Genomic DNA, 24,319 nt, shown 5'->3' with positions numbered 1-24,319 from the left:
CTAAGCTTAATAACAGATAATCATAATAAATTAATTTGAGTGAACATTGATAAATCTGGCTTAGCTCAAATTAATTCTTATATATTCATTTTTAAATCTCGTTAAAAAAATAATGAAAGGAAAGAAAAGTAATGATAGCGGATCCTTCAGTTTTATTAAGAAGACTTAACTCTTATTGTGCCAAAGCATTAGAATCAGCCGCTGGGTTATGTCAAACTCGAGCACATAACGAAATCACCCTTGAACATTGGTTATTAAAATTATTAGAACAAGGTAATGGTGATATCACATCAATTACTAGGCATTACCAACTTGAAATGGATAAAATTTGGCAAGGTTTATTGAATTATTTAGATTCATTACCGCACACGATTAATACTAAACCAAGTTTATCAAATTCACTTATTGCTATTTTACAATCAGCGTGGTTAAAAGCCTCGTTAGAAGATCAAGAAGAGGTCATCCGATCAGTTCATATTTTACAAGCATTGCAAGAAATGCCACATTGCTTAAAAGCACAAGAAGCATGGCAATTACTAAGCCTTTCTGTCATTTCGCTAAAAAAAATACGCAGTAAATTAGATGAAGTATCTGATGAAAATCCAGATATGCAAAATAGCTACCTAATGCAAACGGCTTATAATGATGCCGCAGATGTTGCAAGCGATCAAAACCCAACCAATATCGATCAAAAAGACGATGGCGCATTGTTAGATGAAAAAACAGCCGACAAGAAAAAGGCAATTGCGGCAAAACAATATCAAGCTGCTTTAGCGCGTTTTACTGAAGATGTAACTGAAAAAGCCAAAAACGGTAAAATAGATCCTGTCTTTGGGCGTGATAACGAAATTAGACAAATGATCGATATTTTATCAAGACGCCGTAAAAATAACCCAATTCTAGTCGGTGAGCCGGGTGTCGGTAAGACAGCATTAGTCGAAGGACTCGCTTTACGGATTGCGGAAGGAAACGTACCAACTAGCCTAAAAGACGTCATTATATTGACATTAGATTTAGGTTTGTTACAAGCAGGTGCAGGCGTTAAAGGCGAATTTGAACAACGTTTAAAAAATGTTATTGAAGCGGTACAAAACTCTGCAACCCCGATTTTATTATTTATTGATGAAGCACATACCATTATTGGTGCAGGTAATTCGGCGGGGGGAGCTGATGCGGCAAATTTATTAAAACCTGCCTTAGCGCGTGGCGAATTACGCACCATTGCCGCAACGACATGGTCGGAATATAAACAGTATTTTGAAAAAGACGCCGCGCTTGAACGCCGTTTCCAAATCGTTAAAGTTGATGAACCAGACGATGATAAAGCATGCCTAATGCTACGTGGTCTAAAATCACGTTATGCTAAACATCATGGCGTACATATTGTCGATGACGCCGTTAAAGCAGCGGTTGCATTATCAAGGCGTTATATTACAGGGCGTCAATTACCCGATAAAGCCGTTGATCTATTAGATACAGCATCGGCGCGTGTACGCATGAGCCTTGATACGATCCCAGAATCAATAACTCTCTTAGAAGCCAATATTGCAGCACTCAATATCGAACATCAAGCCATTTTACAAGATTTAGCCTTAGGTGAAATTAAAAATAGCGATCGCGTAGCAGAAATAGAATCAAAAATAAATGAATTAAATCAAATGCTTGATTCTCAAAAAGCCCAATTTGAAAATGAAAAAAATCAAGTTGAAACAATCATCAAGTTACGTCAATCTCTAACGGCAGAAAGCGATAAAGAGCAGCAACAACAATTATATGATGCACAACAACAATTAAAGCAGATACAAGCAAATAACCCTTTACTCTCACTGGATGTTGACAGTCGCATCGTATCATCCGTTATCGCTGACTGGACGGGCGTACCACTCGAAAGTTTATTAAAAGATGAACAAAGTCACTTATTAACAATTGAACACGATTTACAAAAACGGGTTGTGGGTCAAGATCATGCCTTATTTGAACTTGCTAAACGTATACGCGCAGCTAAAACAGGCTTGACGTCAGAAGATGCCCCAATGGGGGTATTTTTATTAGTTGGACCATCAGGCGTCGGTAAAACCGAAACTGCGCTCGCTTTATCGGATATGCTATTTGGCGGCGAACAATCACTTGTCACCATTAATATGTCTGAATACCAAGAAGCGCATACGGTTTCGCAATTAAAAGGTTCACCACCGGGTTATGTCGGCTATGGTCAAGGCGGCATTTTAACGGAAGCCGTACGCAAGCGCCCTTATAGTGTTGTTTTATTAGATGAAGTCGAAAAGGCACATCGTGATGTACTTAACCTTTTTTATCAAGTCTTTGATCGCGGTTTTATGCGTGATGGCGAAGGGCGCGAAATTGATTTTCGTAATACCCTAATCTTAATGACATCGAATCTAGGTAGTGACGAACTAATGGCACTCTTTGATGAAATGCCACAGGCTGATATAGCAACGCAACAAGAATTATTACGCCCAATCATTCGCGAGCATTTTCAACCTGCATTATTAGCGCGTTTTCAAACCATTATCTATACGCCTTTACAACCTGATGCGTTACGCAAAATTGTTGAAATTAAATTACATAAAGTCGCTAAACGTTTACAGCAACATTACAACATTCAATTTAAAATTGGTGAGGCTTTATATGAGCAACTTGTTAATGCGTGTTTATTACCAGATACCGGGGCGCGTAATATCGACAGCATTTTAAATCAGCAAATTTTACCGGTAATTTCTAATTTATTATTGCAAAGAGTGACCAAAGATCCTCAAAACTTGCCGACATTATTGTTAGATTTTAATGAGGAAGAAGGCATTATTCTCGAATGGATAACAGACACTAAATCCCAACCAGTTAAAAGCAAAAAATCGACAAACAAAACGGCTACATCAAAAACAGGCACAGCCTCGACAGCGGCGACGAAAAAGGCAACAAAAGGAAATAAAGAACAACAGCAAAGTGATCTCAAAAATGCAGACAATGAGCAATAAAATAATAAACAAACAAATAAATAAAGTAATAACATAACGTATTGCCTCAGTTATTAAATGAGGTAATACGATGTTAAAGCTCTTTTTTATAACGATTGATTTATAACGATTTATAAATTTTAGCGATGTCATTTAATTCATTAATGACATCGCTCATCTATCCTAAAAATATTAATTAAACAAAATTGAGATGATAAGGAGAATACTATGGATAAGGGGATCTCAGCGATCAACCAATTAGGCAAAAAAGTGGTCGCGGGTTTACAAAATGTCACACATAATCGTTATACCTTGTCCATTGATGGACTACAATCGGCCATTTCCATGCAAAGCGTGCAAACTCATGAGCCGATGAACGAGCCGTGGCAATATACCTTAACGTTTACTAGTAGCAATCAATCGATTGCTATGTCATCAGTATTAAACAAACCCGCCTCATTTAGTTTTAATGCGATAGCGCCCGTGCAAAAACTCGAACAAATTCGAACACTCGCTGATTTACCGCAAGGGATAGATGGCCGCACCGTATATGGTGTGATAACGGTGTTTAATTTAATCGCAATGAGTAAAGACGAAGCGGTGTATGAAGTGATTTTATCCCCGCGTCTAGCCAAACTCGGTTATGGCAAACGTTCAGCGATTTATCAACATCAAAGCGTTGTCAGTGTTGTTGAATCGATTTTACGTCAACATGGATTTACAGGGATTGACTATCGATTAGAATTAATTCATCACTATGCCGATAGGGAATTTATCACGCAATGGCAAGAAAGTGATTTAGCGTTTATTCAACGTTTACTTGCAGATGTTGGAATATGGCTCCGTTTTGAAAGTCATGCGGAGCATCATTGTGATGTGGTGATATTGGGTGATAGTGAACAAGGCTACGCAAAAGTAAAAACCATCGATTATAAAGCGCCGTCATCGTTATTAGATAGTGGTCGAGAAAGTATCTGGGATATCAGTCTACACAGTGAAATCGTCGAATCGGCGGTCAAAGTCCAAGATTATAATTATCGCACAGCAATGACGCCATTACTAAACCAAGTCAACAGTCAACCGAAAGATAGCACAACGCATGGCATTGACTATCGATACGACGAACATTATAAAACCAACAGCAGCGAAAGCCTTGAAAGTGGCGAAGGGTATGCCCGTTTGCGGCATGAGCAGGCAATAAGCCGGCAAGTTATTGTTAAAGGAAAATGTAATCGATTTTCATTGGCGCCAGGGCAATTAATTCGCTTAACTGGCATGTCGCTAAGTGATGTACAAGATGGTCTTATTATCTTAACGGTCGACGGTCAAGGTAGCCGCAGTGAAGACTATGAAATTCGTTTTACGGCTATTCCCTTTAACGTATTAAAACCCTACCACCCCGCTCCGATTTTAGCGCCGAAAATCTATGGCACACTGCCTGCTCATGTCACAAGTCCGGATAATGATATCTATGGTTATATCGATACCCAAGGTCGCTATCGAGTCAAATTTAATTTTGATTTACACGAATGGAAAGCCGGCAACGAAAGCCTATGGGTAAGGCTTGCTAAACCTTATGCAGGCGATACTTATGGTTTTCACTTTCCGTTAATTGATGGCACTGAAGTTGCCATTGCTTTTATGAATGGTAATCCAGACAGACCCTATATTGCACATGCTATGCACAACAGTGATGAGCCGGATTTAGTCAGTACCGCCAATAAGCATCGCAACGTAATACGCACACCAGCCAATAATAAATTACGTATGGATGACAAACGCGGCAAAGAGCATATAAAACTTGCCACAGAATACGGTAAAACCCAATTAAACTTAGGGCACCTTGTTAATCAAAATAAAGAAGAGCGCGGTAAAGGGTTTGAGTTAAGGACGGATGAATTTGGGGCGATAATCGCGAACAAAGGATTATATTTATCGACAGAAGCGGAGCCGAAGGCGAAAGGTGAGCAGCTAGATATGCAAGGTGCTATTAGCGAATTAGAAAATGCTTTGTCTATAGCCAAGATGTTACAAAACACGGCTCATCAGGCACAGGCGGAGACAGCTGATGTTGACAGTCAAATGGCGCAAAAAGAGGCGCTCAATCGTCTTAAGCGAAATGGTCTTTTGGCTTATGCGCAAGAAGGGATAGCGTTAACGAGTCCGAATAATGTTCAATTATCAAGCAGTCAAAATATTCAATTGATTGGTGAAAAACAGACGGATATCAGTACACTGAAGAAAATCACCTTAGCAGCGGGTGAGGCATTGAGTTTATTTGCAAATAAACTGGGAATAAAGTTGTTTTCGAGCCAAGGGAAGGTTGAGATACAAGCACAGAATAATGAATTAAGTATAGCGGCGAAACAAACGCTAACCATCGAGAGCAGTGAAAGTGACGTGATAATCAATGCCAATAAAACGCTAACCTTGGCGTGTGGAGGGTCGTATATCCGAATAAATCAAGAAGGTATTGAACTCGGTAGCCCGCAAAATGTGTATGTACGATGTGCTGTTATGCAAAAAATGGGCAGTGATGGAACGACTATCGAACCACTAAATTTACCAATGCCAACCACCGATAATGCGGTAGTATTACAATTTATGGATAACGAAGGTAATATTTTTGCTAATGAATCTTATATTGCCAGCTTGCCTGATGGGCGCGAAATTGAAGGTGTGACAGATGGGCAAGGCAAAACAAAAGTCTTTTATGTAGAAAACGCAGATGATATCAAGATCAATTTAATTAATGTTTAATAACTTAAGGAAATAAAATGAAAAAACTAATCAGTATCATATTTATTTTTATTTTAGCATTAAGTGGTTGTCAAAGCCAAAAAGAGCCGGTCGATCCGGGTTTTATCAAAATGCCGTATGAATATTGGGAGATTGGGGGGAGTTATCCGAAATATTTTAAAGTAAGAACTTATGAAGCAGGTATGTTATCACAATCCGGCTATTGGTATGGTCTATTACTGAATGCGGGGAATAGTGGTGTAACAACATTAGAAGATTGGCAAGATGGTCCAGGAGGGAAGGGGATGGATGCTTATGGGGGGTTACCGAAAATCATTGATGTGTGCTGGGCATCGTTTGTAGACCAGACTTTTTATTTCAGTACCCTTGAGGTGCCACAATGGGTGCGGGAGGAAATGGTTAAACCCCATACCTATTATTCTGAAGCCTATAGAAAAGAGCGGATTGGTTACAACAATCATATTGTTTTGGCTTTTGCACCAGGTGGCAATGTTATTGGCTGGCTCCAGGGTGAAGTACCAGGTCATAAAGATATTAGTTTTGGTAAAGCCGTGACGCAGCGTGTGCCACCCAATTCAGATTTTTGCCGAAATCGATATGTAGATCGAAAAATACCGGAAATTAGCGATGAAGGCAAAGCATGGCTGAAAAAACACGGTATGCCGAAAGAATGGCAAGAAAAAAATAACAATGTCACGTTAGCACCAGATATTCGCATTAAAACCAAAGTGACTTACTCATCGCCTGATTATCATTAATACATAATATCAATCTATCAAAACCAAGGAAAAATAAAACAATGACAACAACAAAATTCGATCCTGAGCGTACAACGATTGTAAAAGCGCAGCCGATTGGTAAAGATGGCACTATCCACCAAGTACAACAAGTAATAAATCGCCCCGTTGAAGTAAATTTAACAATAGGTGTGTTTTTTGATGGAACGGCAAATAATGCCACCAATACCAAGTATCGTAAAAAACACCAACAGCAATTAGCAAAGGGGGTGGAGGTAGATAAATCCTTACCCGTGTATGATATGAGCTATAGCAATGAATACACAAATGTTTATAAACTCCAGCAAATGTATCAAGATGATCTCGATGATAAGAAAAAAATAGCCGATATGGCTAAAGCAATAAATTCTACCCCACAAAATACCACGCCCAACACGGCTAATTATCAGTTTGCTGTTTATATTGAAGGGGTCGGCACCGAGGATGGCAAAGGCGATGATTGGATAGGCTTAGGCTCAGGCTGTGGCAGCACAGGAGTTTGGGCTAAAACGCAAAAAGCCATAGATAAAATTAATACAAAACTAGCTAAATTTATAGATAAAAACCCCAAAATTCGCATTCGCCAGCTGCAGTATGATGTTTTTGGATATAGCCGAGGCGCCGCTTCCGCCCGTTTTTTTTGTAATTACGTTGCCGATGTTTTAGAGGATAGTCATGTACAAGGTGACAATAACCCGCTAACTAAAGTGATCACCTCCGTATTTGAAAATAAAATGAGCAAGCAATTTAGCGGTCACCGCAATGGTGAAGTGCGTTTTTTGGGGATATTTGACACGGTTGCCGGGATATGTGGACCAACAAATTTATTTGATGCAGGCGATGCCAATACCTTTAATGTTGATATTCACTTACGTCAAGAATCGGCAAAGTCAGGCTTACATATCGAAGCAGCGCATGAATATCGTTATAACTTTAGCTTAAATACGGTGCCAGATAGCTTTAAAAAAGTCATTTTACCGGGAGCGCATTCTGATATTGGTGGAGGGTATTCGAATGAGAATGTGATTGAAAAAATCTATATAACGGATTTACATGCGAGTCGAGATTTGGATTTTTTTCAGCACGGACGGCACGAAGCGAAATTAAAAAAAGAGCTGGCGATGATTCAAAATCACCCGGAATTAAAACACCTGTTTGCTGGGGTGTCAGAAAGTAATTTTGATATATGGACAACCATCCGAACAACGAAAGAGCGTGATTACCATAGCGATTTTGGCGTGATACGTATTGAGCGTACGGTGAAGTCAGGACTCGATAGGATAGCGCTTAGGGTGATGTATAACGAGGCAATTGTACAAGGCTGTCAATTTCAAGATTTTAATATAGAAGACTATGATATACCGATATCATTAAAACCTGTAGCAAATAAAATCCTCAGCGCCGCTAAAATGTACCAATCTTATCAATTAACGGAAGAAGAAAAGGGATTAGTCATCACGCATTATACGCATTCTTCGGCAGAATATGGTCACGGTAGTCGAAAAACCGAGATAGAAATGGAGATTATTGACGATGAAACCGGTGAGCTAAAAAAAATCACATGGTATAAAAATGAAGAGATACGTTATTCAAATACCGATTTAATTGGTGTTCATAGTCCACATCTAAACAAAGCAAAAGAATGGCAACGGGTCATTCATCCAAACTAAGGGGATACAATGAAGAAACTAATCAATGTCATATTTATTTTTATTTTAGCATTAAGTGGTTGTCAAAGCCAAAAAGAGCCTGTCGATCCGGATTTTATCAAAATGCCGTATGAATATTGGGAGATTGGGGGGAGTTATCCGAAATATTTTCCGGTCGACACTGAGGGTGCTGGCATGTTATCACAATCTGGCTATTGGTATGGTCTATTATTGAATGCGGGTAATAGTGGTGTAACAACATTAGAAGATTGGCAAGATGGTCCAGGAGGGAAGGGGATGGATGCTTATGGGGGGTTACCGAAAATCATTGATGTGTGCTGGGCATCGTTTGTAGACCAGACTTTTTATTTCAGCACCCTTGAGGTGCCACAATGGGTGCGTGAAGAAATGGTTAAATTACATAAATTTTATGCAGAAGCATATGAAGAATATCGAACAGGTTACAACAATCGCATCGTTTTGGCTTTTGCACCGGGTGGCAATGTTATTGGCTGGCTCAAGGGTAAAGTACCAGGTCATAAAGATATTAGTTTTGGTAAAGCCGTGACGCAGCGTGTGCCACCCAATTCAGATTTTTGCCGAAATCCGTATGAAGATCGAAAAATCCCTGAAATCGAAGAGGAAGGCAAAGCATGGCTGAAAAAACACGGTATGCCGAAAGAATGGCAAGAAAAAAATAACAATGTCACGTTAGCACCAGATATTCGCATTAAAACCAAAGTGACTTACTCATCGCCTGATTATCATTAATACATAATATCAATCTATCAAAACCAAGGAAAAATAAAACAATGACAACAACAAAATTCGATCCTGAGCGTACAACGATTGTAAAAGCGCAGCCGATTGGTAAAGATGGCACTATCCACCAAGTACAACAAGTAATAAATCGCCCCGTTGAAGTAAATTTAACAATAGGTGTGTTTTTTGATGGAACGGCAAATAATGCCACCAATACCAAGTATCGTAAAAAACACCAACAGCAATTAGCAAAGGGGGTGGAGGTAGATAAATCCTTACCCGTGTATGATATGAGCTATAGCAATGAATACACAAATGTTTATAAACTCCAGCAAATGTATCAAGATGATCTCGATGATAAGAAAAAAATAGCCGATATGGCTAAAGCAATAAATTCTACCCCACAAAATACCACGCCCAACACGGCTAATTATCAGTTTGCTGTTTATATTGAAGGGGTCGGCACCGAGGATGGCAAAGGCGATGATTGGATAGGCTTAGGCTCAGGCTGTGGCAGCACAGGAGTTTGGGCTAAAACACAAAAAGCCATAGATAAAATCAATACGTTATTAACTCAATTTATAATTGATAATCCAAAAATCCGCATTCGCCAGCTGCAGTATGATGTCTTTGGATTTAGCCGAGGCGCCGCCACCGCCCGTTTTTTTTGTAACTATGTTGCCGATGTTTTAGAGGATAGTCATGTACAAGGTGACAATAACCCGCTAACTAAAGTGATCACCTCCGTATTTGAAAATAAAATGAGCAAGCAATTTAGCGGTCACCGCAATGGTGAAGTACGTTTTTTGGGGATATTTGACACGGTTGCCGGGATATGTGGACCAACAAATTTATTTGATGCAGGCGATGCCAATACCTTTAATGTTGATATTCACTTACGTCAAGAATCGGCAAAGTCAGGCTTACATATCGAAGCAGCGCATGAATATCGTTATAACTTTAGCTTAAATACGGTGCCAGATAGCTTTAAAAAAGTCATTTTACCGGGAGCGCATTCTGATATTGGTGGAGGGTATTCGAATGAGAATGTGATTGAAAAAATCTATATAACGGATTTACATGCGAGTCGAGATTTGGATTTTTTTCAGCACGGACGGCACGAAGCGAAATTAAAAAAAGAGCTGGCGATGATTCAAAATCACCCGGAATTAAAACACCTGTTTGCTGGGGTGTCAGAAAGTAATTTTGATATATGGACAACCACCCGAACAACGAAAGAGCGTGATTACCATAGCGATTTTGGCGTAATACGTATTGAGCGTACGGTGAAGTCAGGACTCGATAGGATAGCGCTTAGGGTGATGTATAACGAGGCAATTGCACAAGGCTGTCAATTTAATGAATTTGCGGAGGAAAAATATAGCATTCCAACACCACTAATGCCGGTAGCAAATAAAATCCTCAGTGCCGCTAAAATGTACCAATCTTATCAATTAACGGAAGAAGAAAAAGGATTAGTCATTACGCATTATACGCATTCTTCGGCAGAATATGGTCACGGTAGTCGAAAAACCGAGATAGAAATGGAGATTATTGACGATGAAACCGGTGAGCTAAAAAAAATCACATGGTATAAAAATGAAGAGATACGTTATTCAAATACCGATTTAATTGGTGTTCATAGTCCACATCTAAACAAAGCAAAAGAATGGCAACGGGTCATTCATCCAAACTAAGGGGATACAATGAAGAAACTAATCAATGTCATATTTATTTTTATTTTAGCATTAAGTGGTTGTCAAAGCCAAAAAGAGCCTGTCGATCCGGATTTTATCAAAATGCCGTATGAATATTGGGAGATTGGGGGGAGTTATCCGAAATATTTTCCTATTAAAACATTTGAAGAAGGCATGTTATCACAATCTGGCTATTGGTATGGTCTATTATTGAATGCGGGTAATAGTGGTGTAACAACATTAGAAGATTGGCAAGATGGTCCAGGAGGGAAGGGGATGGATGCTTATGGGGGGTTACCGAAAATCATTGATGTGTGCTGGGCATCGTTTGTAGACCAGACTTTTTATTTCAGCACCCTTGAGGTGCCACAATGGGTGCGGGAGGAAATGGTTAAACCCCATACCTATTATTCTGAAGCCTATAGAAAAGAGCGGATTGGTTACAACAATCGCATCGTTTTGGCTTTTGCACCGGGTGGCAATGTTATTGGCTGGCTCAAGGGTAAAGTACCAGGTCATAAAGATATTAGTTTTGGTAAAGCCGTGACGCAGCGTGTGCCACCCAATTCAGATTTTTGCCGAAATCCGTATGAAGATCGAAAAATACCGGAAATTAGCGATGAAGGCAAAGCATGGCTAAAAAAACACGGTATGCCGAAAGAATGGCAAGAAAAAAATAACAATGTGACATTAGCGCCAGATATTCGCATTAAAACCAAAGTGACTTACTCATCGCCTGATTATCATTAATGCATCTAATAAACAAAGCAAAAGAATGGCAACGGGTCATTCACCCAAACTAAGGGGATACAATGAAAAAACTAATCAGTGTCATATTTATTTTTACTTTAGCATTAAGCGGTTGTCAAACTCAAAAAGAGCCGGTCGATCCGGATTTTATCAAAATGCCGTATGAATATTGGGAGATTGGGGGGAGTTATCCGAAATATTTTCCGGTCGACACTGAGGGTGCTGGCATGTTATCACAATCTGGCTATTGGTATGGTCTATTATTGAATGCGGGTAATAGTGGTGTAACAACATTAGAAGATTGGCAAGATGGTCCAGGAGGGAAGGGGATGGATGCTTATGGGGGGTTACCGAAAATCATTGATGTGTGCTGGGCATCGTTTGTAGACCAGACTTTTTATTTCAGCACCCTTGAGGTGCCACAATGGGTGCGGGAGGAAATGGTTAAACCCCATACCTATTATTCTGAAGCCTATAGAAAAGAGCGGATTGGTTACAACAATCGCATCGTTTTGGCTTTTGCACCGGGTGGCAATGTTATTGGCTGGCTCAAGGGTAAAGTACCAGGTCATAAAGATATTAGTTTTGGTAAAGCCGTGACGCAGCGTGTGCCACCCAATTCAGATTTTTGCCGAAATCCGTATAAAGATCGAAAAATACCGGAAATTAAAGAAGAAGGCAAAGCATGGCTGAAAAAACACGGTATGCCGAAAGAATGGCAAGAAAAAAATAACAATGTCACGTTAGCGCCAGATATTCGCATTAAAACCAAAGTGACTTACTCATCGCCTGATTATCATTAATGCATCTAATAAACAAAACAAAAGAATGGCAACGGGTCATTCACCCAAACTAAGGGGATACAATGAAGAAACTAATCAGTGTCATATTTATTTTTACTTTAGCATTAAGCGGTTGTCAAACTCAAAAAGAGCCGGTCGATCCGGATTTTATCAAAATGCCGTATGAATATTGGGAGATTGGGGGGAGTTATCCGAAATATTTTAAAGTAAGAACTTATGAAGCAGGTATGTTATCACAATCCGGCTATTGGTATGGTCTATTACTGAATGCGGTTAATAGCCATAAAGAAACCTTAGCAGAGTGGCAAGAAGGTGCCGTCGGGGGGGGGGGAATCAAGTGTTGGTTTACCGAAAATCATCGATGTGTGCTGGGCATCATTTGTAGACCAGACTTTTTATTTCAGCACCCTTGAGGTGCCACAATGGGTGCGTGAAGAAATGGTTAAATTACATAAATTTTATGCAGAAGCATATGAAGAATATCGAACAGGTTACAACAATCGCATCGTTTTGGCTTTTGCACCGGGTGGCAATGTTATTGGCTGGCTCAAGGGTAAAGTACCAGGTCATAAAGATATTAGTTTTGGTAAAGCCGTGACGCAGCGTGTGCCACCCAATTCAGATTTTTGCCGAAATCGATATGTAGATCGAAAAATACCGGAAATTAAAGAAGAAGGCAAAGCATGGCTAAAAAAACACGGTATGCCGAAAGAATGGCAAGAAAAAAATAACAATGTGACATTAGCGCCAGATATTCGCATTAAAACCAAAGTGACTTACTCATCGCCTGATTATCATTAATGCATCTAATAAACAAAGCAAAAGAATGGCAACGGGTCATTCACCCAAACTAAGGGGATACAATGAAAAAACTAATCAGTGTCATATTTATTTTTACTTTAGCATTAAGCGGTTGTCAAACTCAAAAAGAGCCGGTCGATCCGGATTTTATCAAAATGCCGTATGAATATTGGGAGATTGGGGGGAGTTATCCGAAATATTTTCCGGTCGACACTGAGGGTGCTGGCATGTTATCACAATCTGGCTATTGGTATGGTCTATTACTGAATGCGGTTAATAGCCATAAAGAAACCTTAGCAGAATGGCAAGAAGGTGCCGTCGGAGGGGGGGGGGAATCAAGTATTGGTTTACCGAAAATCATTGATGTGTGCTGGGCATCATTTGTAGACCAGACTTTTTATTTCAGTACCCTTGAGGTGCCACAATGGGTGCGGGAGGAAATGGTTAAACCCCATACCTATTATTCTGAAGCCTATAGAAAAGAGCGGATTGGTTACAACAATCATATTGTTTTGGCTTTTGCACCAGGTGGCAATGTTATTGGCTGGCTCCAGGGTGAAGTACCAGGTCATAAAGATATTAGTTTTGGTAAAGCCGTGACGCAGCGTGTGCCACCCAATTCAGATTTTTGCCGAAATCCGTATAAAGATCGAAAAATACCGGAAATTAAAGAAGAAGGCAAAGCATGGCTAAAAAAACACGGTATGCCGAAAGAATGGCAAGAAAAAAATAACAATGTCACGTTAGCACCAGATATTCGCATTAAAACCAAAGTGACTTACTCATCGCCTGATTATCATTAATGCATCTAATAAACAAAACAAAAGAATGGCAACGGGTCATTCACCCAAACTAAGGGGATACAATGAAGAAACTAATCAGTGTCATATTTATTTTTACTTTAGCATTAAGCGGTTGTCAAACTCAAAAAGAGCCGGTCGATCCGGATTTTATCAAAATGCCGTATGAATATTGGGAGATTGGGGGGAGTTATCCGAAATATTTTAAAGTAAGAACTTATGAAGCAGGTATGTTATCACAATCCGGCTATTGGTATGGTCTATTACTGAATGCGGTTAATAGCCATAAAGAAACCTTAGCAGAGTGGCAAGAAGGTGCCGTCGGAGGGGGGGGGGAATCAAGTATTGGTTTACCGAAAATCATTGATGTGTGCTGGGCATCATTTGTAGACCAGACTTTTTATTTCAGTACCCTTGAGGTGCCACAATGGGTGCGTGAAGAAATGGTTAAATTACATAAATTTTATGCAGAAGCATATGAAGAATATCGAACAGGTTACAACAATCGCATCGTTTTGGCTTTTGCACCGGGTGGCAATGTTATTGGCTGGCTCAAGGGTAAAGTACCAGGTCATAAAGATATTAGTTTTGGTAAAGCCGTGACGCAGCGTGTGCCACCCAATTCAGATTTTTGCCGAAATCCGTATGAAGATCGAAAAATCCCTGAAATCGAAGAGGAAGGCAAAGCATGGCTGAAAAAACACGGTATGCCGAAAGAATGGCAAGAAAAAAATAACAATGTCACGTTAGCGCCAGATATTCGCATTAAAACCAAAGTGACTTACTCATCGCCTGATTATCATTAATGCATCTAATAAACAAAACAAAAGAATGGCAACGGGTCATTCACCCAAACTAAGGGGATACAATGAAGAAACTAATCAGTGTCATATTTATTTTTACTTTAGCATTAAGCGGTTGTCAAACTCAAAAAGAGCCGGTCGATCCGGATTTTATCAAAATGCCGTATGAATATTGGGAGATTGGGGGGAGTTATCCGAAATATTTTAAAGTAAGAACTTATGAAGCAGGTATGTTATCACAATCCGGCTATTGGTATGGTCTATTACTGAATGCGGGGAATAGTGGTGTAACAACATTAGAAGATTGGCAAGATGGTCCCGGGGGGAAGGGGATGAAAGCTTATGGTGGGTTACCGAAAATCATCGATGTGTGCTGGGCATCATTTGTAGACCAGACTTTTTATTTCAGTACCCTTGAGGTGCCACAATGGGTGCGGGAGGAAATGGTTAAACCCCATACCTATTATTCTGAAGCCTATAGAAAAGAGCGGATTGGTTACAACAATCATATTGTTTTGGCTTTTGCACCAGGTGGCAATGTTATTGGCTGGCTCCAGGGTGAAGTACCAGGTCATAAAGATATTAGTTTTGGTAAAGCCGTGACGCAGCGTGTGCCACCCAATTCAGATTTTTGCCGAAATCGATATGTAGATCGAAAAATACCGGAAATTAGCGATGAAGGCAAAGCATGGCTGAAAAAACACGGTATGCCGAAAGAATGGCAAGAAAAAAATAACAATGTCACGTTAGCACCAGATATTCGCATTAAAACCAAAGTGACTTACTCATCGCCTGATTATCATTAATACATAATATCAATCTATCAAAACCAAGGAAAAATAAAACAATGACAACAACAAAATTCGATCCTGAGCGTACAACGATTGTAAAAGCGCAGCCGATTGGTAAAGATGGCACTATCCACCAAGTACAACAAGTAATAAATCGCCCCGTTGAAGTAAATTTAACAATAGGTGTGTTTTTTGATGGAACGGCAAATAATGCCACCAATACCAAGTATCGTAAAAAACACCAACAGCAATTAGCAAAGGGGGTGGAGGTAGATAAATCCTTACCCGTGTATGATATGAGCTATAGCAATGAATACACAAATGTTTATAAACTCCAGCAAATGTATCAAGATGATCTCGATGATAAGAAAAAAATAGCCGATATGGCTAAAGCAATAAATTCTACCCCACAAAATACCACGCCCAACACGGCTAATTATCAGTTTGCTGTTTATATTGAAGGGGTCGGCACCGAGGATGGCAAAGGCGATGATTGGATAGGCTTAGGCTCAGGCTGTGGCAGCACAGGAGTTTGGGCTAAAACGCAAAAAGCCATAGATAAAATTAATACAAAACTAGCTAAATTTATAGATAAAAACCCCAAAATTCGCATTCGCCAGCTGCAGTATGATGTTTTTGGATATAGCCGAGGCGCCGCTTCCGCCCGTTTTTTTTGTAATTACGTTGCCGATGTTTTAGAGGATAGTCATGTACAAGGTGACAATAACCCGCTAACTAAAGTGATCACCTCCGTATTTGAAAATAAAATGAGCAAGCAATTTAGCGGTCACCGCAATGGTGAAGTGCGTTTTTTGGGGATATTTGACACGGTTGCCGGGATATGTGGACCAACAAATTTATTTGATGCAGGCGATGCCAATACCTTTAATGTTGATATTCACTTACGTCAAGAATCGGCAAAGTCAGGCTTACATATCGAAGCAGCGCATGAATATCGTTATAACTTTAGCTTAAATACGGTGCCAGATAGCTTTAAAAAAGTCATTTTACCGGGAGCGCATTCTGATATTGGTGGAGGGTATTCGAATGAGAATGTGATTGAAAAAATCTATATAACGGATTTACATGCGAGTCGAGATTTGGATTTTTTTCAGCACGGACGGCACGAAGCGAAATTAAAAAAAGAGCTGGCGATGATTCAAAATCACCCGGAATTAAAACACCTGTTTGCTGGGGTGTCAGAAAGTAATTTTGATATATGGACAACCACCCGAACAACGAAAGAGCGTGATTACCATAGCGATTTTGGCGTAATACGTATTGAGCGTACGGTGAAGTCAGGACTCGATAGGATAGCGCTTAGGGTGATGTATAACGAGGCAATTGCACAAGGCTGTCAATTTAATGAATTTGCGGAGGAAAAATATAGCATTCCAACACCACTAATGCCGGTAGCAAATAAAATCCTCAGTGCCGCTAAAATGTACCAATCTTATCAATTAACGGAAGAAGAAAAAGGATTAGTCATTACGCATTATACGCATTCTTCGGCAGAATATGGTCACGGTAGTCGAAAAACCGAGATAGAAATGGAGATTATTGACGATGAAACCGGTGAGCTAAAAAAAATCACATGGTATAAAAATGAAGAGATACGTTATTCAAATACCGATTTAATTGGTGTTCATAGTCCACATCTAAACAAAGCAAAAGAATGGCAACGGGTCATTCATCCAAACTAAGGGGATACAATGAAGAAACTAATCAATGTCATATTTATTTTTATTTTAGCATTAAGTGGTTGTCAAAGCCAAAAAGAGCCTGTCGATCCGGATTTTATCAAAATGCCGTATGAATATTGGGAGATTGGGGGGAGTTATCCGAAATATTTTCCTATTAAAACATTTGAAGAAGGCATGTTATCACAATCTGGCTATTGGTATGGTTTATTACTGAATGCGGTTAATAGCCATAAAGAAACCTTAGCAGAATGGCAAGAAGGTGCCGTCGGAGGGGGGGGGGAATCAAGTATTGGTTTACCGAAAATCATTGATGTGTGCTGGGCATCATTTGTAGACCAGACTTTTTATTTCAGTACCCTTGAGGTGCCACAATGGGTGCGTGAAGAAATGGTTAAATTACATAAATTTTATGCAGAAGCATATGAAGAATATCGAACAGGTTACAACAATCGCATCGTTTTGGCTTTTGCACCGGGTGGCAATGTTATTGGCTGGCTCAAGGGTAAAGTACCAGGTCATAAAGATATTAGTTTTGGTAAAGCCGTGACGCAGCGTGTGCCACCCAATTCAGATTTTTGCCGAAATCCGTATGAAGATCGAAAAATCCCTGAAATCGAAGAGGAAGGCAAAGCATGGCTAAAAAAACACGGTATGCCGAAAGAATGGCAAGAAAAAAATAACAATGTCACGTTAGCACCAGATATTCGCATTAAAACCAAAGTGACTTACTCGTCACCTGATTATCATTAATGCATCTAATAAACAAAACAAAAGAATGGCAACGGGTCATTCACCCAAACTAAGGGGATACAATGAAAAAACTAATCAGTGTCATATTTATTTTTACTTTAGCATTAAGCGGTTGTCAAACTCAAAAAGAGCCGGTCGATCCGGATTTTATCAAAATGCCGTATGAATATTGGGAGATTGGGGGGAGTTATCCGAAATATTTTAAAGTAAGAACTTATGAAGCAGGTATGTTATCACAATCCGGCTATTGGTATGGTCTATTACTGAATGCGGTTAATAGCCATAAAGAAACCTTAGCAGAGTGGCAAGAAGGTGCCGTCGGGGGGGGGGGGGAATCAAGTGTTGGTTTACCGAAAATCATTGATGTGTGCTGGGCATCATTTGTAGACCAGACTTTTTATTTCAGTACCCTTGAGGTGCCACAATGGGTGCGGGAGGAAATGGTTAAACCCCATACCTATTATTCTGAAGCCTATAGAAAAGAGCGGATTGGTTACAACAATCATATTGTTTTGGCTTTTGCACCAGGTGGCAATGTTATTGGCTGGCTCCAGGGTGAAGTACCAGGTCATAAAGATATTAGTTTTGGTAAAGCCGTGACGCAGCGTGTGCCACCCAATTCAGATTTTTGCCGAAATCCGTATGAAGATCGAAAAATCCCTGAAATCGAAGAGGAAGGCAAAGCATGGCTGAAAAAACACGGTATGCCGAAAGAATGGCAAGAAAAAAATAACAATGTCACGTTAGCACCAGATATTCGCATTAAAACCAAAGTGACTTACTCGTCACCTGATTATCATTAATGCATCTAATAAACAAAACAAAAGAATGGCAACGGGTCATTCACCCAAACTAAGGGGATACAATGAAAAAACTAATCAGTGTCATATTTATTTTTACTTTAGCATTAAGCGGTTGTCAAACTCAAAAAGAGCCGGTCGATCCGGATTTTATCAAAATGCCGTATGAATATTGGGAGATTGGGGGGAGTTATCCGAAATATTTTCCGGTCGACACTGAGGGTGCTGGCATGTTATCACAATCTGGCTATTGGTATGGTCTATTACTGAATGCGGTTAATAGCCATAAAGAAACCTTAGCAGAGTGGCAAGAAGGTGCCGTCGGGGGGGGGGGAATCAAGTGTTGGTTTACCGAAAATCATTGATGTGTGCTGGGCATCGTTTGTAGACCAGACTTTTTATTTCAGCACCCTTGAGGTGCCACAATGGGTGCGTGAAGAAATGGTTAAATTACATAAATTTTATGCAGAAGCATATGAAGAATATCGAACAGGTTACAACAATCGCATCGTTTTGGCTTTTGCACCGGGTGGCAATGTTATTGGCTGGCTCAAGGGTAAAGTACCAGGTCATAAAGATATTAGTTTTGGTAAAGCCGTGACGCAGCGTGTGCCGTCCAATTCAGATTTTTGCCGAAATCCGTATAAAGATCGAAAAATACCGGAAATTAAAGAAGAAGGCAAAGCATGGCTGAAAAAACACGGTATGCCGAAAGAATGGCAAGAAAAAAATAACAATGTCACGTTAGCACCAGATATTCGCATTAAAACCAAAGTGACTTACTCATCGCCTGATTATCACTGAATAAAAATAATTGATAATATTGAATAAAAAATAACTAGCTATATAAAATAAATAATTATAAAATTTGCCGCTAATCTTTAAATGATTAACTGTTTCATTGAAAAATATATAATAATCAATATTGAAAGGAAATAAACAATGGGTAGAAATATTGTCCGCTTAGGCGATCCTACTGATCATGGCGGAAAAGTTATTACAGCCTCATCTAGCATGATAATTGAAGGTAAACCTGCTGCTTTAGTAGGAGATTTAATCAGTTGCCCTAAAAAGAATCATGGCATTAATAAAATTATTCAAGGATCTCAAAGTGTTATATCAGATGGAAAATTAATTGTTATCGATAATTGCCTATGTGAATGTGGTTGTAAAGTACTTTCGACAATTAATACAGTTGAGGCAGGATAATCAATGTCATGGCCTAAACCGGATCTGTCTCATATCACGTTGCCGCCAAAAAGAATAAGACCATTTGTATGGTTTTGTTTAATTTTAATTATTTTTTTTATTACTGGCATTACTCTATTTTTTTTATGGACTAATAATGAAATTTTAACAGATGCTATTTATTGGTTATCTGTAATAGGTATTTCAATAGTTGTAAGTATAGTTTCTTTATGTATTCGGATTTATGTCTATTTTTTAGAAGGCGAAGAGTTTGAAATATGGTTGCGTGAAAAAGATATTATTGATAAGAATTGGCAAAACTGGGCAATGCAATCGATTTTTGTTTTAGATAGTTATTATAAATTACCTGAAACGATAACAAGTTATAAAATATTTCATGAACTGAAAGACTATAAGACAAAAGTAGGTAAAACTTTGGCATTTCCGGAAGATGAAGTAAACGGAATGTTTGAAGAATTATTAAATACCTTTAAAACGACGTTATCAGAATTACCGGAAATAGATAATTTACCTATTTATATTTATTCATCTGAGCAATCTTTGTCATATTCGAAAGAAAATTTTGCTTCAATATGTGAAAAAATTGAATTGAATCATTCATTTCATATCATTCAAAATGAATTTTCTGACGATATTATTGATAAAATAGGCCATGTTATTGATGATCCAAATGCGAAATTAAAAATTATTATTATTAATAATATTTTTTCAACTGAAACAGCTTTCGTTACTGGTTTTTTATTAGCTAATGACGAATATTATAAAATTATAGAGAAAAAAGAGGTCGTAAAATGCAACATTTTGCGACCTATGATTTCAACGGATTTAGTTTTTGCTCTTGCTCAAATGGCATCCATGCAGCCAGTATTATTAGATGTTTCACAACGTTGGTCTGCAAATATCTCAAAATCTCAAGATGCTCAACTGTGTATTGAATTATCCGCCCATAATACCTCAATTGAAGATATTTATTTTTTAGATTCCTTAGTTGGAAATCATAATAATCTTTCTTATTGGTTGGCGTTAGCAATGGGATGCGATATGAATAATATGAATAAAAAAAATAATTTAATTAGTAGCATGCACGAAAACAAATGGCTATTTTCAATAGTAACGGGAATGGAAGGAAAATCATAAATGGAAAAAAATAAAAAAGGAAAAACGATAAGTTATGTAATCGTGCTATTAGTTTTAGCATTATTCTTGGCAATTATTTTATTTTTTTTTGGTGACAACTTTGGTTATATTTCGTTTAAAGAAAAATGTGATATTTGGATAAAAGTAATGCTATGCATAATAGGTTTATTTTTAATTCCTTTATGTGCACTATCAGCGAAAGAGCTTAAAACTAAATTTAAATCACGTTCTTTATCTTTAAATCCTAATATAAAAAAGATTGATAAAAAATCGAGTGAATTTTATGAATTATTAAACTTAAAAAAAATCATAAAAAATCGCTACGGAATTTTTTGGCGTTATAAAATTCGTAAATGTCTTGTAGTCGGTAATAGTGAGGATGTTAACGCCTTTTTGCCCCAAATAGTCATGCAAAAATGGCAATTGGCAGATGAAACATTATTAGTTTATGGTGGGGATTTAGATGAGAATTTAAATATCTCATGGTTTTTATCATTAAAAAAACACTTTTCGCGCTGCATTCCTTTTTTTCATAAACCTATCGATGGGTTAATTTGGATCTTACCCGATAATTATTTACAAAAGCACCCCCAGCAGCAAACCGCAATTGAAAATGCGATTATACAAATCCAAAAGCGTAATAAATTATTAAAATGGTCCGCTCCTTTATACATTGTTAATAATAAGTTAGATGAAGTATTTACCCCCGATCGCGTTGAGCAAAGTGTTGGTTTGGTTTTTTCAGATATTAAAAATCAATCCGTATCATCGATTGATGATTACCTTAATCAGCTAGCTAAAGAATGTAGCTTACGGGGTGTTAACCAGATTAAAGAAAATATTCGCTTTAGTTATTTGCTGGAGCTGAGTCAAGATTTAGTGCAATTTAAAATTAAGCGGATTAAAGCATTTATTAGTTCGCTTGTTTCATTTATTTATGTGCCAAATTTCCGAGGTCTTTTCTTTACGGTATATGGTAAAGATAAGGATAATAAAATCATCAATAAAACACCCCTTTTTGACCATTCTTTTATTGTTTCACCTACTTTGCGATCGATTAGTGATGATGCTAAACAGCAATTAGGTAAAAGAATGGGTATTCAGTGGGCGACTTGGTGTTTATATGGTGTGATGGCATTAATGGGAATATATGGCGTTCTTCTATTTACTTCTTATTTTAAGAATGCTGATTTGATTAAAGAATCTATTCGATTAGCGAAACAATCAGATGAATCAGTGAATGATGCCTATAATATTCGTTTAGAAAAACAATATTTATTACAACAAAATATCGCCCAGCTTATTTATCGTGAAAAAAAAGGAGCACCGTTATTTAATCGTTTTGGTTTAAATCATAATAATGAATTATTAGCTAAAATTTGGCTAAGTTATCGTGTTACCAATTCCCGTAATATTGCTGCGCCTTTTGTAAAAGATATTCAAGCATTTATGTCATTATTAAGCGAAATGCCAAATGATGATCCAAAGCGTACGAAATTAGTTGATAACGCTTATGATGTATTGAAAGCGTATTTAATGTTGGCCAATTCTGATAGAACAGATGCAGATTACTTAAGCCAATTTGCAACTAAAGTCTGGATTGCGCCAGAAGGTGTCACTGATGGTGATTGGCACAGAATAATGCCTGAATTAGTTAAATTTTGGGGACAAACAATTAAATATCAACCTGACTGGCAAATAGCAAATGATCCCCGTTTGATTAAAGATATTAGGCAGATTTTGATTAATAAAATTGGCGTGCAAAATGCGGTCACGACCCTTTACCAAAATCTTATTCAACGTGCGAGTCAACAATATTCTAATCAAAGTTTAACGCAATTATTAGAGGGTATTGATAGTCAATTATTATTTACTAATCAAATAGAAATCCCAGGTGTATATACCCGTAAAGCTTGGGAAGATACGATCAAAAGTGAAATTGCCGAAGCCGCTAAATCTCGTAAAGAACAAATTGACTGGGTATTAAGTGATGGTGAGAATCGATTAACGTCATCTATTTCGCCAGAAGTTCTAAAGGAACAATTAACCGAAAAATACTTTAGTGAATATAGTGCTGCTTGGTTACATTTTTTAAATACTATTCAATGGAACCAATCGAATAATGTTTCTGACACTATTGAGCAATTAACATTACTTGCTGATACTCGTCAATCGCCTCTTATTGCATTGATGAATGTTGTTAAGTACCAATCTGAAGTTGCTTATACAGGAAACGGTATTTCAGATAACCTTATTCGTTCTGCGCAAGAAATGATTGGTAATAAGTCGAAAACGGGTTTACCGAAAAATATAGAAGCATCAGGTCCTTTAACTGAAACATTTGCCCCATTAAATAATTTATTAAAAAACGATAATACTAATGGGCTGTCATTACAAACTTATTTAATGCGTATTACGCAAGTAAGATTAAAATTACAAAATGTTGCTAATAGTTACGATCCACAAGCTATGATGCAAAATCTTGCCAAAAGTGTGTTTAAAGGCACGTCGGTTGATTTAACAGAAACACGTGATTATGGTAACCTAATTGCTGCTAATTTAGGGGAGGAATGGTTAGGATTTGGTCAGAACTTATTTAAACAACCGTTAGAGCAATCTTGGCAGGTGGTATTAAATCCTGCTGCAAAAAGCTTTAATTCACTATGGCAACAATATATTGTCGATCAGTGGGAAAAATCTTTTTCGGGTCGTTATCCATTTAAAAATAGTGATAATGAAGCATCATTAGCTGAACTGGCTCGCTTTTTACGCAGTGATACAGGACTAATTGATCGTTTTATCAGTAATGAATTAAGTGGGGTACTTGAAAAGAAAGCCGGTATTTGGGTGGTCAATAATGCCCATGCACAGGGGTTAAATTTTTCGTCTGAATTTTTAAATGCTTTAAATTTATTTACTGAATTAGCCAATGAATCTATTTCGACAGGGGATTTATCGTTATCTTTTGATTTAATGCCACGAAGCGGTAATAAAATTGCGCGCACCGAATTAATTATCAATAAGCAAAAATTAGAGTATATGAACGAAGCACCAACATGGAAGCGTTTTACATGGCCTGATGATGGCTATACCTCTAATTCACAATTAAGTTGGAGTAGTGATAAAACGGGATTACGTCTTTATCAATATTTTCATGGTGATTGGGCACTTATTCGATTACTGGAGTCTGCGTCGGTTAAACGATTAGACTCAAGCCGTTTCCAATTGATGTGGCGTTTACCCAATGACGGCAATATTAAATATATTTTACGTACTCAATTAGGTGAAGGTCCTTTAACATTATTAAAATTGCGCAATTTTAAATTACCTGAAACTGTGTTTGATTTATAATT

21 protein-coding genes are annotated in these 24,319 nt (G+C 38.1%); all 21 read left to right on the top strand.

Annotated features, from left to right (window positions below; translation table 11 throughout):
• Positions 1-131: 131 nt before the first annotated feature.
• The 21 genes from tssH (at position 132) to ACSYSW_RS08595 (ending at position 24,317) form a co-directional block, all read left to right on the top strand.
• The gene (tssH, locus tag ACSYSW_RS08695) at positions 132-2,996 is read left to right on the top strand and encodes a type VI secretion system ATPase TssH (protein ID WP_491705430.1); all 2,865 of its coding nucleotides are present in this window, start codon (positions 132-134) and stop codon (positions 2,994-2,996) included.
• Between the two features lie 207 nt (positions 2,997-3,203).
• Positions 3,204-5,735, top strand: coding sequence for a type VI secretion system Vgr family protein (locus ACSYSW_RS08690; RefSeq protein WP_491705431.1), 2,532 nt, complete (start codon positions 3,204-3,206; stop codon positions 5,733-5,735).
• Positions 5,736-5,752: 17 nt separating this feature from the next.
• Positions 5,753-6,493 (top strand): DUF2931 family protein, encoded by a 741-nt coding sequence (locus tag ACSYSW_RS08685; protein ID WP_491706255.1) that lies wholly within the window; start codon positions 5,753-5,755, stop codon positions 6,491-6,493.
• A 41-nt stretch (positions 6,494-6,534) separates the two neighbouring features.
• Complete coding sequence (locus ACSYSW_RS08680) at positions 6,535-8,181, top strand: T6SS phospholipase effector Tle1-like catalytic domain-containing protein (RefSeq protein ID WP_491705433.1); 1,647 nt, start codon at positions 6,535-6,537, stop codon at positions 8,179-8,181.
• Positions 8,182-8,190: 9 nt separating this feature from the next.
• The gene (locus ACSYSW_RS08675) at positions 8,191-8,931 is read left to right on the top strand and encodes a DUF2931 family protein (RefSeq protein ID WP_491706254.1); all 741 of its coding nucleotides are present in this window, start codon (positions 8,191-8,193) and stop codon (positions 8,929-8,931) included.
• 41 nt (positions 8,932-8,972) lie between these two features.
• On the top strand, positions 8,973-10,619 hold the full coding sequence (locus tag ACSYSW_RS08670; protein ID WP_491705435.1) for a T6SS phospholipase effector Tle1-like catalytic domain-containing protein: 1,647 nt from the start codon (positions 8,973-8,975) through the stop codon (positions 10,617-10,619).
• 9 nt (positions 10,620-10,628) lie between these two features.
• Positions 10,629-11,369, top strand: coding sequence for a DUF2931 family protein (locus ACSYSW_RS08665; RefSeq protein ID WP_491705436.1), 741 nt, complete (start codon positions 10,629-10,631; stop codon positions 11,367-11,369).
• 62 nt (positions 11,370-11,431) lie between these two features.
• Positions 11,432-12,172: a DUF2931 family protein gene (locus ACSYSW_RS08660; protein ID WP_491705437.1), complete on the top strand. Its 741-nt coding sequence runs from the start codon at positions 11,432-11,434 to the stop codon at positions 12,170-12,172.
• A 62-nt stretch (positions 12,173-12,234) separates the two neighbouring features.
• Entirely contained in the window at positions 12,235-12,585 is a 351-nt protein-coding gene (locus ACSYSW_RS08655) for a hypothetical protein (protein WP_491706253.1), read from the top strand.
• Positions 12,485-12,973: a DUF2931 family protein gene (locus ACSYSW_RS08650; protein WP_491706252.1), complete on the top strand. Its 489-nt coding sequence runs from the start codon at positions 12,485-12,487 to the stop codon at positions 12,971-12,973. The genes ACSYSW_RS08655 and ACSYSW_RS08650 overlap by 101 nt, the downstream gene beginning before the upstream one ends.
• A gap of 62 nt (positions 12,974-13,035) precedes the next feature.
• Positions 13,036-13,776, top strand: coding sequence for a DUF2931 family protein (locus ACSYSW_RS08645; RefSeq protein ID WP_491705439.1), 741 nt, complete (start codon positions 13,036-13,038; stop codon positions 13,774-13,776).
• Between the two features lie 62 nt (positions 13,777-13,838).
• Positions 13,839-14,579, top strand: a complete 741-nt coding sequence (locus ACSYSW_RS08640) for a DUF2931 family protein (protein WP_491706251.1) — start codon at positions 13,839-13,841, stop codon at positions 14,577-14,579.
• Positions 14,580-14,641: 62 nt separating this feature from the next.
• The gene (locus ACSYSW_RS08635; RefSeq protein ID WP_491705440.1) at positions 14,642-15,382 is read left to right on the top strand and encodes a DUF2931 family protein; all 741 of its coding nucleotides are present in this window, start codon (positions 14,642-14,644) and stop codon (positions 15,380-15,382) included.
• Positions 15,383-15,423: 41 nt separating this feature from the next.
• A complete protein-coding gene (locus tag ACSYSW_RS08630; RefSeq protein WP_491705441.1) occupies positions 15,424-17,070 on the top strand; it encodes a T6SS phospholipase effector Tle1-like catalytic domain-containing protein in 1,647 nt (548 codons plus the stop codon).
• 9 nt (positions 17,071-17,079) lie between these two features.
• Positions 17,080-17,820, top strand: coding sequence for a DUF2931 family protein (locus tag ACSYSW_RS08625; RefSeq protein WP_491705442.1), 741 nt, complete (start codon positions 17,080-17,082; stop codon positions 17,818-17,820).
• Between the two features lie 62 nt (positions 17,821-17,882).
• The gene (locus tag ACSYSW_RS08620; RefSeq protein WP_491705443.1) at positions 17,883-18,623 is read left to right on the top strand and encodes a DUF2931 family protein; all 741 of its coding nucleotides are present in this window, start codon (positions 17,883-17,885) and stop codon (positions 18,621-18,623) included.
• A 62-nt stretch (positions 18,624-18,685) separates the two neighbouring features.
• The gene (locus ACSYSW_RS08615) at positions 18,686-18,985 is read left to right on the top strand and encodes a hypothetical protein (RefSeq protein ID WP_491705444.1); all 300 of its coding nucleotides are present in this window, start codon (positions 18,686-18,688) and stop codon (positions 18,983-18,985) included.
• A complete protein-coding gene (locus ACSYSW_RS08610) occupies positions 18,936-19,424 on the top strand; it encodes a DUF2931 family protein (RefSeq protein ID WP_491705445.1) in 489 nt (162 codons plus the stop codon). The genes ACSYSW_RS08615 and ACSYSW_RS08610 overlap by 50 nt, the downstream gene beginning before the upstream one ends.
• Positions 19,425-19,562: 138 nt before the next feature.
• Positions 19,563-19,829 carry a PAAR domain-containing protein gene (locus ACSYSW_RS08605; RefSeq protein ID WP_491705446.1) on the top strand — a complete coding sequence of 89 codons (267 nt, stop codon included), beginning with the start codon at positions 19,563-19,565 and terminating at the stop codon, positions 19,827-19,829.
• A gap of 3 nt (positions 19,830-19,832) precedes the next feature.
• The gene (locus ACSYSW_RS08600; RefSeq protein ID WP_491705447.1) at positions 19,833-20,966 is read left to right on the top strand and encodes a hypothetical protein; all 1,134 of its coding nucleotides are present in this window, start codon (positions 19,833-19,835) and stop codon (positions 20,964-20,966) included.
• Positions 20,967-24,317: an ImcF-related family protein gene (locus tag ACSYSW_RS08595; RefSeq protein ID WP_491705448.1), complete on the top strand. Its 3,351-nt coding sequence runs from the start codon at positions 20,967-20,969 to the stop codon at positions 24,315-24,317.
• The last annotated feature ends 2 nt before the right edge of the window (positions 24,318-24,319 follow it).

This window comes from Gilliamella sp. ESL1225, from assembly GCF_058502635.1.
This window is presented reverse-complemented; position numbering and strand designations above follow the sequence as displayed.